The sequence below is a fragment of the Kosakonia sp. YIM B13571 genome (genome assembly GCF_042788095.1).
In the GTDB taxonomy this organism is placed as follows: Bacteria; Pseudomonadota; Gammaproteobacteria; order Enterobacterales; family Enterobacteriaceae; genus Kosakonia; species Kosakonia quasisacchari.
The window spans coordinates 598,252-612,843 of record NZ_JBHZPL010000002.1 but is presented as its reverse complement, the minus strand read 5'-3'; the positions used below and the strand labels follow the sequence as shown (position 1 = coordinate 612,843).

15 protein-coding genes are annotated in these 14,592 nt (G+C 51.5%); 6 read left to right on the top strand and 9 right to left on the bottom strand.

Features of this window, described 5'->3' with window-relative positions:
• Nucleotides 1-38 precede the first annotated feature (38 nt).
• Nucleotides 39-626, bottom strand: coding sequence for a GTP cyclohydrolase II (gene ribA, locus ACFX4O_RS07975; protein ID WP_131413350.1), 588 nt, complete (start codon nt 624-626; stop codon nt 39-41).
• A 196-nt stretch (nt 627-822) separates the two neighbouring features.
• Here ribA and pgpB point away from each other — a divergent pair, with 196 nt between their 5' ends.
• From pgpB to yciH, 5 genes are all read left to right on the top strand, one after another.
• A complete protein-coding gene (pgpB, locus tag ACFX4O_RS07970) occupies nt 823-1,587 on the top strand; it encodes a phosphatidylglycerophosphatase B (RefSeq protein WP_131413352.1) in 765 nt (254 codons plus the stop codon).
• 140 nt (nt 1,588-1,727) lie between these two features.
• Nucleotides 1,728-2,036 carry a LapA family protein gene (locus ACFX4O_RS07965; protein WP_131413354.1) on the top strand — a complete coding sequence of 103 codons (309 nt, stop codon included), beginning with the start codon at nt 1,728-1,730 and terminating at the stop codon, nt 2,034-2,036.
• 6 nt (nt 2,037-2,042) lie between these two features.
• Nucleotides 2,043-3,212, top strand: coding sequence for a lipopolysaccharide assembly protein LapB (gene lapB / locus ACFX4O_RS07960; RefSeq protein WP_380207985.1), 1,170 nt, complete (start codon nt 2,043-2,045; stop codon nt 3,210-3,212).
• Nucleotides 3,213-3,398: 186 nt separating this feature from the next.
• Complete coding sequence (gene pyrF, locus ACFX4O_RS07955; RefSeq protein ID WP_380207984.1) at nt 3,399-4,136, top strand: orotidine-5'-phosphate decarboxylase; 738 nt, start codon at nt 3,399-3,401, stop codon at nt 4,134-4,136.
• Nucleotides 4,136-4,462 carry a stress response translation initiation inhibitor YciH gene (gene yciH / locus ACFX4O_RS07950; protein ID WP_380207983.1) on the top strand — a complete coding sequence of 109 codons (327 nt, stop codon included), beginning with the start codon at nt 4,136-4,138 and terminating at the stop codon, nt 4,460-4,462. The genes pyrF and yciH overlap by 1 nt, the downstream gene beginning before the upstream one ends.
• 139 nt (nt 4,463-4,601) lie before the next feature.
• Here the strand turns inward: yciH and osmB are convergent, their stop codons facing one another.
• From osmB to ACFX4O_RS07935, 3 genes are all read right to left on the bottom strand, one after another.
• On the bottom strand, nt 4,602-4,820 hold the full coding sequence (gene osmB, locus ACFX4O_RS07945) for an osmotically-inducible lipoprotein OsmB (RefSeq protein WP_025263597.1): 219 nt from the start codon (nt 4,818-4,820) through the stop codon (nt 4,602-4,604).
• A gap of 257 nt (nt 4,821-5,077) precedes the next feature.
• A complete protein-coding gene (locus ACFX4O_RS07940; protein WP_017457197.1) occupies nt 5,078-5,836 on the bottom strand; it encodes a DNA-binding transcriptional regulator YciT in 759 nt (252 codons plus the stop codon).
• Nucleotides 5,837-5,928: 92 nt separating this feature from the next.
• Nucleotides 5,929-6,111, bottom strand: a complete 183-nt coding sequence (locus ACFX4O_RS07935; RefSeq protein WP_380207982.1) for a hypothetical protein — start codon at nt 6,109-6,111, stop codon at nt 5,929-5,931.
• A 193-nt stretch (nt 6,112-6,304) separates the two neighbouring features.
• On the opposite strand from ACFX4O_RS07935, the gene ACFX4O_RS07930 reads away from it, so the two are divergent.
• Entirely contained in the window at nt 6,305-7,171 is an 867-nt protein-coding gene (locus ACFX4O_RS07930) for a crotonase/enoyl-CoA hydratase family protein (RefSeq protein WP_380207981.1), read from the top strand.
• Here ACFX4O_RS07930 and pdeR read toward each other — a convergent pair.
• From pdeR to sapF, 5 genes are all read right to left on the bottom strand, one after another.
• Nucleotides 7,168-9,159, bottom strand: a complete 1,992-nt coding sequence (gene pdeR / locus ACFX4O_RS07925) for a cyclic di-GMP phosphodiesterase (RefSeq protein ID WP_380207980.1) — start codon at nt 9,157-9,159, stop codon at nt 7,168-7,170. The genes ACFX4O_RS07930 and pdeR overlap by 4 nt on opposite strands.
• A gap of 307 nt (nt 9,160-9,466) precedes the next feature.
• Nucleotides 9,467-11,401, bottom strand: a complete 1,935-nt coding sequence (locus tag ACFX4O_RS07920; RefSeq protein WP_380207979.1) for an exoribonuclease II — start codon at nt 11,399-11,401, stop codon at nt 9,467-9,469.
• Nucleotides 11,402-11,538: 137 nt separating this feature from the next.
• Nucleotides 11,539-12,696 carry a CMD domain-containing protein gene (locus ACFX4O_RS07915; RefSeq protein ID WP_380207978.1) on the bottom strand — a complete coding sequence of 386 codons (1,158 nt, stop codon included), beginning with the start codon at nt 12,694-12,696 and terminating at the stop codon, nt 11,539-11,541.
• A 177-nt stretch (nt 12,697-12,873) separates the two neighbouring features.
• Complete coding sequence (fabI, locus tag ACFX4O_RS07910) at nt 12,874-13,662, bottom strand: enoyl-ACP reductase FabI (protein ID WP_017457202.1); 789 nt, start codon at nt 13,660-13,662, stop codon at nt 12,874-12,876.
• A gap of 122 nt (nt 13,663-13,784) precedes the next feature.
• A complete protein-coding gene (gene sapF / locus ACFX4O_RS07905) occupies nt 13,785-14,591 on the bottom strand; it encodes a putrescine export ABC transporter ATP-binding protein SapF (RefSeq protein WP_131413374.1) in 807 nt (268 codons plus the stop codon).
• Nucleotide 14,592: the final 1 nt, after the last annotated feature.

Sequence of the window (14,592 nt, the reverse complement as noted above, 5' to 3'; positions counted from 1 at the left end):
CCTGCATTTGCAGGCCTGTTTCATAGCAGATGGGGCGCTTACTTCAGCAGGTGCCCCATTTTTTCAGCTTTTGTATCCAAATAGTGCGCATTTTTCGGGTTACGCCCGACAATCAGCGGTACGCGCTCTACAATGTTGATTCCCGCCTCGGTAAGAATCTCAACTTTTTTCGGATTATTAGTCAGCAGACGAACTTCGTCCACCGTCAGCAATTTAAACATATCCGCGCAAAGCGTGAAGTCTCGTTCATCAGCAGCAAAACCCAATTGATGGTTTGCTTCCACGGTGTCATAGCCCTGATCCTGCAGCGCATACGCGCGAATTTTATTCAGCAAACCGATGTTACGGCCTTCCTGGCGATGATAAAGCAGTACACCACGGCCTTCTTCAGCAATATGATTAAGCGCCGCTTCAAGTTGGAAACCGCAATCACAGCGTAGACTAAATAATGCATCACCGGTCAGACACTCGGAGTGAACGCGAGCGAGTACGGGCTGTTGCCCGGAAATATCACCGAAAACAAGGGCTACATGATCCTGCCCGGTTGCCAGTTCTTCAAAACCCACCATCAGGAAGTCGCCCCATGGGGTTGGCAGTTTGGCTTCTGCCACGCGTTTCAGTTGCATGTGAATCTCCGGATTTTTAGTGGTGCACTACGCACCTTTAGCCTGTTGGCCTTCTGTATAACCTCATTTTGCCACAATGCATTAAGCATCGCCTACTGGTGACCCACGCATTGCTGCTTAAACGCACAAATGCGTCGGTTTCAGCGGAAATGTTATTTTTCAGTTATATTGGTTCGCGAGATCAGAAGGAGAAAAGATGTTTTCCATTGCAAAGCGGACAACGGCGGGCGCGGCGATATTATTGATAATGCCGATGATAATGTGGATTTCCGGCTGGAGCTGGGAGCCGGGGCAAACCCGCTGGTGGCTGCGTTTTTTATATTGGTTAACAGAAACCGTTACCCAACCGTGGGGAATTATTACGCATGTTGTGTTGTGTGCATGGTTTCTCTGGTGCCTGCGTTTTCGCCTCAAAGCTGCGGTGATGCTGTTCGTTATTCTTGGCTGCGCGATTCTGGCAGGACAGGGGGTTAAATCCTTTGTCAAAGAACGTGTTCAGGAGCCGCGACCTTTCGTCCTTTGGCTGGAAAAAACGCACGATGTTCAGGCCGAACAGTTCTACACGTTGAAACGTAAGGATCGGGGAGAGTTAGTGAAAAAACAACTCTCCAGCCAGCATGATATTCCTGGGTTTTTACGTAAACACTGGCAAAAAGAGACAGGTTTCGCTTTTCCCTCCGGACACACCATGTTTGCCGCAAGTTGGGCATTATTAGGCGTGGGGCTCCTTTGGCCACGCAGACGAACATGGACGATTGCTGTGCTGCTCGTGTGGGCGACAGGCGTTATGGGTAGCCGGCTGCTGTTAGGCATGCACTGGCCGCGTGATTTAGTGGTTGCAACGTTGATATCCTGGTTGCTTGTGTCGCTGGCAACTTGGCTTGCCCAGCGCATTTGTGGCCCGCTTACGCCGCCGGCGGAGGAAGTACCGGAAATCATTGCACGCGATCAAGAGGGTTGATTTCCGCTGCTTTGCCCGCAAATCAGAATTTAACATCATGCATTTCCATTTCGCGCCGGGCGCTAAAATGGTAGTTTATAGGGCTGAATGCAGTCGTTGCATATAAATTCATCGCTCGGCAGCACATAACGGGACGTAATGTGAAATATTTACTCATTTTCTTACTGGTGTTAGCGGTATTTGTTGTGTCGATTACCCTTGGCGCGCAAAACGATCAGCAAGTCACGTTCAACTATTTGCTCGCACAGGGTGAATACAGAATCTCCACGCTGCTGGCCGTGCTGTTTGCTGCTGGTTTTATTATTGGCTGGCTGATTTGTGGCCTTTTCTGGCTACGCGTTCGCGTTTCTCTGGCGCGCGCCGAACGTAAAATCAAACGTCTTGAGCACCAGCTTACTCCTGCCACAAATGTTACGGTCGCAACCGGTTCAACGGCAGTGAAGGAATAATATTTTATGCTGGAGTTGTTGTTTCTGTTGTTACCTGTCGCGGCTGCCTACGGCTGGTATATGGGGCGCAGAAATGCTCAACAGACAAAACAGGATGAGGCTAACCGGCTGTCACGTGAATACGTCGCCGGGGTTAACCTTTTACTGAGTAATCAGCAAGATAAAGCGGTTGATCTGTTCCTCGATATGTTGAAAGAGGACACCGGTACCGTTGAAGCACACCTCACTCTTGGCAACCTTTTCCGCTCTCGCGGCGAGGTTGACCGCGCGATTCGTATCCATCAAACATTAATGGAAAGCGCCTCACTTTCTTATGATCAGCGCCTGCTGGCCGTTCAGCAATTGGGGCGTGATTATATGGCTGCCGGGATGTACGATCGCGCGGAAGATATGTTTAATCAATTGGTGGATGAGACCGATTTTCGAGTCGGAGCACTCCAGCAATTGCTGCAAATTTATCAGGCAACTAGCGAGTGGCAAAAAGCCATTGATGTTGCTGAACGGCTGGTGAAACTCGGTAAAGATAAGCAGCGGGGCGAAATCGCGCATTTTTACTGCGAGCTGGCGCTGCAGCAAATGGGTAATGAAGAGATGGATCGGGCCATGGCCTTGCTGAAAAAAGGCGCAGCAGCCGATCGCGACAGCCCTCGCGTCTCTATAATGATGGGCCGTGTTTTTATGGCCGATGGCGATTATGCAAAAGCGGTAGAAAGCCTGTTACGCGTTATTGATCAGGATAAAGAGCTCGTCAGCGAAACGCTGGAAATGCTGCAAATCTGCTATCAGCAATTAGGTAAGAATGACGAATGGGCAGCATTTTTGCAGCGCTGCGTGGAAGAAAACACCGGTGCGACTGCTGAATTGATGTTGGCAGACATTATGGAGCACCGCGATGGGCCTGACGCGGCGCAGAGCTATGTTACGCGACAACTGCAGCGGCATCCCACCATGCGCGTTTTTCATAAGCTGATGGACTACCACCTGAACGAAGCCGAAGAGGGGCGCGCCAAAGAGAGTCTGATGGTGCTGCGTGAAATGGTAGGTGAGCAGGTGCGCAGTAAACCGCGCTATCGTTGCCACAAATGTGGTTTCACTGCGTTTACCATGTACTGGCATTGCCCGTCATGCCGAGCGTGGTCGACCGTTAAACCAATTCGCGGCCTTGATGGTCAGTAATTTTTAAAAACACCTTTATTAGTTACAACATACTATTGGTTTTTTTTCTGACTATGCAACATCTGCGCTGGTCTGTGCTTAGCAGCAAAAAATCGAACCTGTTATTTCCATGCGCTCGCGGGTAGAATGCTCGCCGTTTATTCTTTTCGCGCCTGAGCGGGTGCCCTCATTTCAGAAGGTCTGATCATGACGTCTACTGTTTTATCGACTTCCCGCACTGTTACTGCTTCCCCGATTGTAGTAGCACTTGATTACGATAACCGCGACGCAGCCATGGCGTTTGTTGACCGTATCGATCCCCGTGATTGCCGCCTGAAAGTTGGCAAAGAGATGTTCACTTTATTCGGGCCGCAACTGGTGCACGATTTGCAACAGCGTGGCTTCGATATCTTCCTCGATTTAAAATTCCACGACATTCCCAACACCACAGCGCATGCCATTAAAGCGGCAGCGGATTTAGGCGTCTGGATGGTGAATGTCCATGCTTCTGGCGGCGCGCGGATGATGACAGCGGCAAAAGAAGCGCTGCTCGCATTTGGCAACGATGCACCGTTACTGATTGCGGTCACCGTATTGACCAGTATGGAAGCGAGCGATCTGCGCGATCTTGGCATTAACGCAACTCCAGCTGAGCATGCGGAGCGGCTGGCCCGCCTTACGCAACAATGTGGTCTTGATGGTGTTGTTTGCTCGGCGCAGGAAGCTGAACGTTTTAAAAACGCATTAGGCAAAGGGTTTAAACTGGTTACCCCGGGGATCCGTCCCGCCGGCAGCGAACCAGGCGATCAGCGCCGCATTATGACGCCGGAGCAGGCGCTCGCTGCAGGTGTAGATTATATGGTGATTGGGCGTCCGGTTACGCAGTCGGCCGACCCGGCGAAAACCCTGAAAGCGATTAATGCATCGTTAGGTATGGGGGAATAATGAACGACGATAACAGCCGTCTGGTTTACTCAACCGAAACCGGGCGCATTGACGAACCCAAAGAGCAACATACCCGCCCGAAAGGTGATGGTGTTGTACGCATCCAGCGCCAGACCAGTGGCCGCAAAGGCAAAGGTGTATGCCTGATAACAGGCATTGATGAAGATGATGACGCGCTGACTAAACTGGCTGCAGAATTGAAAAAAAAGTGTGGCTGCGGTGGTTCGGTGAAAGATGGCGTCATTGAGATCCAGGGTGATAAACGTGATTTACTGAAATCATTACTGGAAGCAAAAGGGATGAAAGTGAAATTAGCGGGTGGTTAAGCCTGAAATAATTCATGAGTGTTTAAGCCTAAAACAGAAAGGCCGCGGTAATTACCGCGGCCTTATTATTTACACTGTGAAACGTAGACCTGAAAAAGAAAGTATATTTATTTTTTATTGTCGCCGTTCAAATGACCAATTACTTACCAACCTGGTGACCGATGATACCACCGACCGCTGCACCGCCCAGAGTACCGAGCGTGCTGCCATCGGTCAGTACAGCACCACCAAGCGCACCCGCACCCGCACCGATTGCGGTATTACGATCGCGTTTAGACCAGTGACCACAAGCGCTCAGAGACATTGCCAGGGTAACTGCCAGTACTGCTGCGGCCATTTTTTTGCTTGTTAACATCATCATACTTTCTCCTGAATAATCGATTCACGGAAGAATGTTCTCTTTAAGTATAGTGCCTGTGAGCAGACCTAAAGATTTCCCGTGAAACCTTGCTGCGCAGGTGTAATTCAATCACGTCAGTGATAGTCACTTCCTGTTATATCGCTAATAATAATTTTACGCACAGGCCGATAACAAGACAGGTAAATAGTCTTAATCGAAGCGTCAGAATAATCTCAGATATGAGGAAGATAGCCCGCAATAGCGGGCTAATAGGATCAGCGAAACCCGCCAGTATTAACGATATCGACAATCAGGCCTTTTTGTTGCAGTTGAAGGTGCGCTTCCGGCTTAAGGGCTGAATCGGTAATCACTCGCTGAAAGCGTTCATCCGGGCCAAGTGTATAAGGATGGACCACGCCAAACTTAGAGCTGTCGGTGAGCACAATCGCTTCGCTGCCCTTTTCCAGTACGGCATTGACCACGTCGGTACGCATCATATCGCGCCCGGTAAATCCCGTTTCCGGTTGCCAGCCATCGATCCCGATAAACGCTTTGCTGAAATGTACCTGCTGAATGTACTGACGAGTCAGTGGACCGACCATACTTTCACTCTTTTTCTGATAAATGCCGCCAAGCAGGATCACTTCACACAACGCCTCTTTGAGCAGATGGGCTATATAGCTGCTCACGGTAATAATGGTGATATCACGCTGTTCGCCCAGTTTACGGGCGAGAAGGGCGTTACTGCTGCCATTTTCAATAAATATGGTTTCACCAGAACTTACCAGCGATGCTGCAAAATCAGCCAAATCACGCTTCACGGTGTAGTTGTTCATCATGCGTGTCTCAACATCATCGCTGTCCAGCGGGACAGCAAAACCATGTGTACGGCGCAAATAGCTTTGTTTTTCGAGCGTATTCAGATCCTGACGAATCGTAACTTCAGACACCCCAGTCATACGTGCGAGATCTGTAACGCTCATTTGGCCCTTGTCGATGACCGTCTGCAAAATAAGTTGTTGTCGGGAATTCATAGCCACAAACTTCTAATAATGGTTTGGAGAACGGGAATCGCCAGCACGCGCGTCGCATTCCCGGCTGCACGTACTGGAGAAAATAAGTGCATTTAAATTTCCCAGGGCGTTTTCGGCGAACCAGAAGAGGCCGCTTTATCGTTGTTATCGAGATCCAATAATTCCGCCTTCAAAATTTCCAGGTTACGGATGGCGGATTGGTAATCCCCCGCAACCAGAATATCCAGAACGGTATCTATCCGGCCGGCAAGGTGTTTCACGTCGATGTCTGCCATACCTTCACCTTTATGTCGAAAAACGAATGAATTCAATGATGCAGAAAACAGTTTAAAAAGAGAAGGAAAAAAAGGAAATCTCAAAAACTTATAAGCGCCAATTATATATTCATTACGCAACAAAGAGCTGGCGCTGGCGGTGGATTAGTCTTGCAGTGCGCGCAATGCGCTTTTATTACCGGAGGATAAAGCAATGACGATTATCAACCAGACCACCTGCAAACTGTTTACTGACGATGCACGCTTTACGCAGCTTTCTGGCTATTACGAAGAGGAGCGCCGAACCGTGTGGATGATGCTGCGCGCAAGGCCAAGACCTTGTTTCAACCATGCGTTAATTGAGGAGATCATGAATGTTTCCTGGCTTGTCCGACAAGCGGGATTTGCCGTTGATTTTTGGGTAACAGGATCGTTAGTCCCCGGTATGTTCAACACCGGCGGCGATCTGCATTTTTTCGTTGATTGTATCAAAAATGGACGACGCGAAGCCTTGCGCGCCTATGCTCGCGCCTGCGTGGATTGCGTTCACGCCGCGTCAAGAGGGTTTGACACGGGAGCCATCTCGCTGGCGATGGTCGAAGGCAGTGCACTGGGTGGCGGTTTTGAAGCCGCGCTGGCGCACCATTTCGTGCTGGCGCAGCGCGACGCGCGGCTCGGCTTCCCGGAAATTGCCTTCAATCTTTTTCCCGGCATGGGCGCATACTCATTGGTGGCGCGCCGTTCGGGAATGAAACTGGCAGAAGAGTTGATCTACAAAGGGGAGTCGCATGCCGCAGAGTGGTATGAATCGCAAGGGCTGGTGGATGTCTCCTTCGAGTCCGGGCAGGGATTTCTCGCGACACGTACCTTTATCGATACTCTGCAACCCCGGTTGAACGGCGTGCGGGCAATGCTGCGTGCACGACAGCGCGTTTTGCAGTTACCACGCAGTGAACTGATGGATATTACCGAAGACTGGGTGGACTCGGCCTTCTGTCTGCAACCGAAAGATATTGCTTATATGGAACGTTTAGTCCTGTTACAAGATCGCCACGCTGCGGTGGCGCTTAAAGCAAGCTAACGCGATTTACGTGCCTGATAACGCCTAAACCACCGCTCGAATACGGCAGCGGGCATGGGTTTAGCAAACAAAAAGCCTTGCCGTTCATTGACGCCATTCTTTGTAAGAAAGGCGTCTTCTTTTGCATTCTCCACACCTTCAGCAATCACTTGCAAATTAAGTGCTTGTGCAACAGCGACAATCGCCCGCACCAGGGATTGAGAGATCGGCTGCTTATGCACTTCGCGCACAAAAGCTTGATCGAGTTTGATGGCATCAAGCGGGAAGCGCGCCAGTTGTGAAAGGGAAGAGTAACCTGTGCCAAAGTCATCAAGATGCACCTGCGCGCCCAGGGCACTGAACTGCTGAATAACCGATAAAGCCAGCTCCTCGTTTTCAATCAAACAGCTCTCGGTCAGCTCTACATCGATTGGGCAATATTCAAATTTAAGATCCAGCAGCGCTTGTTTCAGATCGCTGAAAATCGTTTGATCCGCCAGTTGGCGCGCAGAGACGTTCACCGCGACGCGCACAAATATGCCTTTGTCGCGCCATTTCGCCACTTGACGCACCACATCCAGCATTACCCAGCGCCCCAGAGGCACAATCAAGCCAGACTCTTCAGCATAAGAGATAAAGTCCAGCGGCGGGATCAGACCACGCTCCGGCGATTGCCAGCGTACCAGCGCTTCAAGGCTACGCACTTCGCCGCGCCAGGTGATCTTCGGCTGGTAGTGGATCACCAGTTGCTCATTTTCCAGTGCCTTACGCAGATTAGTATCGAGCCATAAGTATTCAAATACGCGTTGGTTCATTTCCGGCGAGAAGACGCAAAATTTACCGCGTCCACTCTCTTTAGCGGTATACATTGCCGTGTCGGCGCTACGGATAATACTTTCCCGGTCATTACCGTGCTGAGGGGCGAGCGAAATGCCCAGCGAACAACCGGTGTAAACTTCAATAAGGCCGATACGGAAAGGTTGGAGTAAACGAGTCAGAATGCGTGATGCCATCGCTTCCAGCAGGCTCTGTGAGGTGTCTGTTGCCAGTACGATAAACTCATCGCCGCCGAGCCTGGCAAGCACCTGTCCTTCGTCCAGACAACTCAATATGGCCAGTGCGACCGCCTGCAAAAGTTGATCGCCAAACATATGACCGTAGGCATCATTCACTTTTTTAAAGTTATCAAGATCAAGATAGACCACACCGACCTGCATCTCCCCACGTGCGCTTATCGCATCGCTAATTAACTCATGAATGGCGTTGCGATTGGGTAAACCGGTCACTGTATCGGTGTTGGCGAGAATGCGTAATCGTTCCTGAGCGCGACGCTCTTCGGTAATATCCGTACCGGAGCAAATGAGGAAAATTTCATTTTTACCGCTGCCGCTGTGAACAAATTTATTGCGAAACAGAAATAACCGCTGGCCTTTACGGGTTTTAATCCAGCGTTCAACTTCATAGGGTGTACCGTTGCGAAAAAAACCGCTGATGTTGCGCTTTGAAGCCACCGCTTCGCTACGACTCATAAACAATTTAAAGACGTTTTGTCCAATAACCTCTTGCTCTTTCATGCCAGTGTATTCTTCGCTCAGCCGGTTAAAACGCTGAATATTGCCGTGCTTATCGAGGATCACTATTACTGAGTTCGCTTCGGAAACAACTTGTTCTGCGAAAGAGAGACCTTGTACCAGATCGCGGGCTACTGACTTTGTATCGTGCCAGGCTGACGCGCTGCCAGCCCAGGCTTTGCGGGATATTTTTCTGCCAACAAGGTGAACGGCAACATCCTCGCCGAATAAAGAGAGATGCATCGAGAGGCTGGACGTGATGACTGTCATTTCGCGGATCTGCGCTGCTTGTTCGTCGCTCAACGCAACAACCTGACTGACATCGGCGTTTTCGTCTGGAGCAAAGTGCAGTGCGTTACTGTCGGCGGTTAAACGCCAAAAGGGACTTGTCGAACCCAGGTAGCGAAACAGCAGATTCTGTTCCTGAATGTCTTTCATGCAATCTCCCAACCGACATAAAAGCGCAACGGGTACACAATTTATTGACGGATAACCACCTTTATTAAGGGGGTAATCAGGCATGAACGTGTTGTTTCTTCTTGGAATGTTTCGTTAAAACTTGTCCTGGTATTGAATAAAAGACGTGTAATAAATGGCATAAACCCGCAGTAAACAAACAGTTGACTAAGGTTTTATTGTGGTCGCTTTTGCAGGATTGTGGGAAGAATTCAGAAAAAAATGCGCGTGGTATCGCAACAGCAATTTGGCGCTTTCCAATGCTGGAAAGCGCCAAAATTAAAAAACGTTACAGCACCGGGCGGGCAATAACGCTGCGGGTTTCCATACGAACTTCCGCAATGGTGACATCAATAACGTCAGTCACTTTAAATACGGTTTCGCCTTTAATTTGTACGGTGCCATTTTCCTGGCTGCACACCAGTTCGTCGCGCACAGCATGGATAAACGGAGCCGGAATAAAAGCAACAGCACCATTATCCACCAGACGTACGCGCATACCGCCGCGGCTAACATCAATAATTTCCGCCGCAAAACGGATATCGGTACCGGCTTTGTTTTGCAGGAAGCGGGCGTAGAGCCAATCGCCGACATCGCGTTCCGCCATGCGGTTCAGGCGACGGCGCTCAGACATTTGCACCGTGGCATCGTCCTGCGGGCGTTTCGGCGTTTCGCCTTTGATAATCGCTTTCAGCAGGCGATGGTTGATCATGTCGCCATACTTACGAATAGGCGAGGTCCAGGTCGCGTACGCTTCCAGGCCAAGACCAAAATGCGGGCCGGGTTCAACGCGGATTTCCGCGAAGGACTGGAAGCGACGAATGCGGCTATCCAGGAAGCCTGAAGGCTGTGCGTCCAACTCGCGGCGCAATTTACAGAAACCTTCCAGCGTCAGTACTTCTTCAGCATCAACATGCATACCGTGCGTTTTCAGCATCGCAGCCAGTTGTTCGCTGTTAGCCGGGTCAAAACCGAGGTGCACGTTATAAATGCCAAAGCCGAGTTTGTCGCGCAGTACGCGTGCAGCGCAGATATTGGCGGCAATCATCGACTCTTCAACGATGCGGTTAGCAACGCGACGTGGCTCGGCGACGATATCCAGCACTTCGCCTTTCTCGCCAAGCACAAAGCGGTAATCCGGCCGGTCTTTAAATACCAGCGCGTGGTTCTGACGCCATTGGGCGCGCAGCTGGCTAACACGTTGCAGCAGGCGGATCTGCGCCGCGATAGCATCGCTTGTCGGCTGCCAGTTGCCGGTATTTTCCAGCCAGTCTGATACATCGTCGTAAGCCAGTTTGGCTTTCGATTCGATGGTTGCAGCGAAAAATTCGATATTGTCTTTGATAGCGCCGTCTGCATCCAACGTCATGCGGCAAACCAGCGCCGGACGCACTTCGTTCGCGCGCAGGGAGCAAAGATCGTCAGACAACTCACGCGGCAGCATCGGGATATTGAAACCGGGCAGATAGTTGGTGAAGGCGCGGATCTTCGCTGCGGCGTCGAGCTTGCTGCCTTCGGCAATCCAGGCTGTAGGGTCGGCAATCGCCACGGTCAGTTGCAGTTCGCCGTCGGCGGTCTCTGCAACATACAGCGCATCGTCCATATCTTCGGTGCTGGCGCTATCGATGGTGACAAAATCCAGCGCGGTCAAATCCACACGCTGCAGGCCGTCATCCAGCATCTCGGTCGCCACGCCATTTGGCGCTTCTTTTTCCAGATTGTGGCGCGCCAGGGTGACCCACCACGGCACAAAATGGTCTTCGGCGAAGGTAATAAACTGCGTCAGTTCAGCGTAGAAGCCGCGATCGCCTTTCAGCGGATGGCGACGCATTTCAGCGACGGCCCAGTCGCCTTCTTTGAAATCATGCTCAACGCCACGGGCGGCGCGGCAGGGGATAGCATCTTTTAGCAATGGATGATCCGGCACAATAGAGAGACGATCATCTTTCTTTTGCACTTTGCCAACAAAACGGGTCAAGAACGGCTCGACCAGCTCTTCAGGCTCCGCGCTTTCACGGTCTTTGTCGCTGTGGATGACGGCAATAATTTTGTCGCCGTGCATCACTTTCTTCATCTGCGGCGGCGGAATGAAGTAGCTTTTTTGCGCGTCGACTTCCAGAAATCCAAAGCCTTTTTCAGTGCCTTTTACAACACCTTCCGCACGCGGAGTTTGGGAATGAAGTTGCTGTTTAAGCTGCGCTAGCAGCGGGTTGTCCTGGAGCATAGTTATGTATTTTCGTGGCTAAAAGAGCGGCTGACAGTTTTACGCGATTCTTCCTGTTGCGGCAAGCGCTGTTTCAGCAAAATCGTGCTGTGCAATCGGTGGCAAGAATACCGGCGCTGCGCTATATCAGCCTGTCGCTAGACGCTTTGCCCGAGGGCGATATGCAGTCGGTTTAACCAGCCGTTCAGCGCACACGCGACCAGTAAGCTCATTGCCGCCTGGCGGCTGTAGCCTTGTTCCTCAAGCTGTAAAAATTGCGCAGGGCTAAACCTGTCTGGCGCGCAGGTTAGCATCTGCACGGCTTGCACCAGCGCGCTCTCTTTGTTTTTGCCTGCAAGAACACGATTGAGCTCGCGACTGCCTGCGCGCAGCGCCTGCGCCAGTAATTCATCGTTGCTGCCACGTTGCACATGCTGGGTAAAGCAGATTGTGCTGCCGTTGATGCGTGCCGTGTAGGCCGCCACCAGCCAGCTCAGCTGTTTGTTGGGGCTAATTTTCGACACCTGTTCGCTAATCTCGCCCAGCTCATTAAGCAGCAGATGCTCATGTGCCAACAAGGGGGCAAGCAGGCGTAATTCCGGCAGCGGCTGCCAGCGCGCGAGTGACTCCATTTGCGATGCATTAGCAATACGCAAATCGACAATATCGATGCCGGTCTGCCATTCAGTAGCGGTATCACTAAAAAGTGCAGCGTCCGCTTCTTGCTGGGGTTCTATACCGGGTACGAACCGCACCGGTTGGCCGAGTGACGCTTGCAGGACGGCGACCACGCGCGCCTGAAAAGCAACAAAACCGATAATCTGATTGATGATCACCAGGTCATATAGTGTCAGACCCACGTCTTCTAACTGCTGTCGCGCACGTGCGTCAATAACCGAGGGAGACGCGGCAAGCTGCCGCGCATGTTGGGTTATTTGCGCCAGCCGGTAATTACTCTCCCGTGACGAGTCCGGGCCGGATAACGGCGCCAGCCGCGCGGCGTAGTGATTACATAACCGTTGAACGCCGAAAACTTGTGCCGCTGTAAGGGCTGTACTGAGTCGGTCATAGGCACTGAACGTGCGTAAACGGTTGATGTTTACGCGCGGCGGAAATAGCAGGGCGTAGAGTTTTCGCGCGGGCGAAACAATGCCTTCAAGGTCGGTTTTCTGTTTCTCCGGCAGAGCGAGGTCGAGCAGAAAAGGGTCGTTTACTGTGGCCGCTTCGGGAACCAACGGTAGTACATGTGCCCGGCTGGCACTCGACTGAGTCTCATGATACCAGTGGCTTTTGCCTTCAATCCGGCGTTGTTCCATGGTCGTTCCTTGGTCTGAAAGTGGCGATCCGGATACGACGGCATGTCATTGTCGCCGGATCTTTTTTGCTGCTTAATCCTGGCGTAATGGCGGAGAGGGATGAAAGATTGTTAGGTGATAATAAATATCAGAATGGCATATCAAAAAACGCCCCTTCAGGAGAAGGGGCGGTGCGGATTATTTAATTTCCAGCTCGTTCATGGCGGCGATATTGAAACCGCCGTCCACATGAACCACTTCGCCGGAGATACCGGCAGAGAGATCGGAGCACAGGAACGCGGCGGAGTTACCCACGTCCTCAATGGTCACAGTACGGCGAATCGGGGTAACCGCTTCGCAATGTGCCAGCATTTTACGGAAATCTTTAATACCAGAGGCAGCCAGTGTACGGATCGGGCCTGCGGAGATACCGTTAACACGCACGCCTTCCGGACCCATCGCGTTCGCCATATAGCGGACGTTTGCTTCCAGAGATGCTTTTGCCAGACCCATAACGTTGTAGTTCGGGATCGCACGTTCAGCGCCCAGATAGGAGAGGGTCAGCAGCGCAGAGCCCGGGTTCAGCATTTCGCGGCAGGCTTTCGCCAGCGCTACAAAGCTGTAGGAGCTGATGTCGTGAGCGATTTTAAAGCCTTCGCGGGTTACAGCATTCACGTAGTCGCCATCCAGCTGATCGCCCGGTGCGAAACCGATGGAGTGAACGAAACCGTCAAACTTCGGCCAGGTTTTTGCCAGGTCGGTGAACAGGGCGTCGATGCTTTCATCTTTAGCGACATCACATTCCAGAACGATGCTGGAACCCAGCTGGGCGGCAAACTCTTCAACGCGGCCTTTCAGCTTGTCGTTCTGGTAGGTGAATGCCAGTTCAGCACCTTCGCGGTGCATAGCCTGCGCGATGCCGTATGCGATGGACAGTTTGCTGGCGACGCCAGTTACCAGAATGCGCTTACCGGAAAGAAAACCCATAGCTCTAATCCTTATATTCATTGTTGTGGCGAGCGCCATCATTTTGGGGCGATCGTCGTTAAAACGCGGCGATTCTATCATGAGTCGCCGAATGAGTTAATCCGACCACTGAAACTATTGAATCAGCGGTCTTGTCGCCACGCATCGGCTGTTAAAGCTTCGCCAAAATGCCCGGCAATTAAACGTTTTGTTAAATCATGCAGCGGTGAGGCGAGCACATCGGCGGTGCTGCCACGTTCAACGACTTCACCCTGATGCATAACCAAAACCTGATCGCTGATATGTTTCATCATGCCGATGTGCTGGGTGACATAAATATAAGAGATACCCTGTTTTTCCTGTAATTCCAGCATCAGGTTAATTAACTGCGAACGCATCGACATATCCAGTGATGCCAGGGCTTCATCAGCAATAATCACCTTCGGACGCAAGATCAGCGCTCGCGCCAGCCCCAAACGTTGTTTTTGCCCCGGAGCAAGCATATAGGGGTAATAACTGACATGATCCGGCAACAGACCGACCATGCGCAGCGTCTCAAGGATGCGCTTCTGGCGAACTTCCGGCTCAAGATCCGTGTTCAGGCGTAACGGGAAATCGAGAATTTGCGACAGTCGCTGACGTGGGTTCAGCGAGGTGGTCGGATCCTGGAAAATCATGCGAATGTGCTGGCTGCGAAAAGTGTAATCACCGTAATGCAACGGTTTATCGTCAATCACCAGTTCGCCGGAAGAGGGCTCGACCATTCCGGCCAGCATTTTCGCCAGCGTCGATTTACCGGAACCGTTCTCACCAATAATCGCCAGCGTCTGTTTTTCCCGCAGGGTAAAACTTAGCGGTTTAACCGCTTCAACTGTCTGGCGGCGGAACCAACCGGTGCGATAACGGAAGGTTTTGCTCAGATTGCGTACTTCAAGCAAGGTTTCGACCATC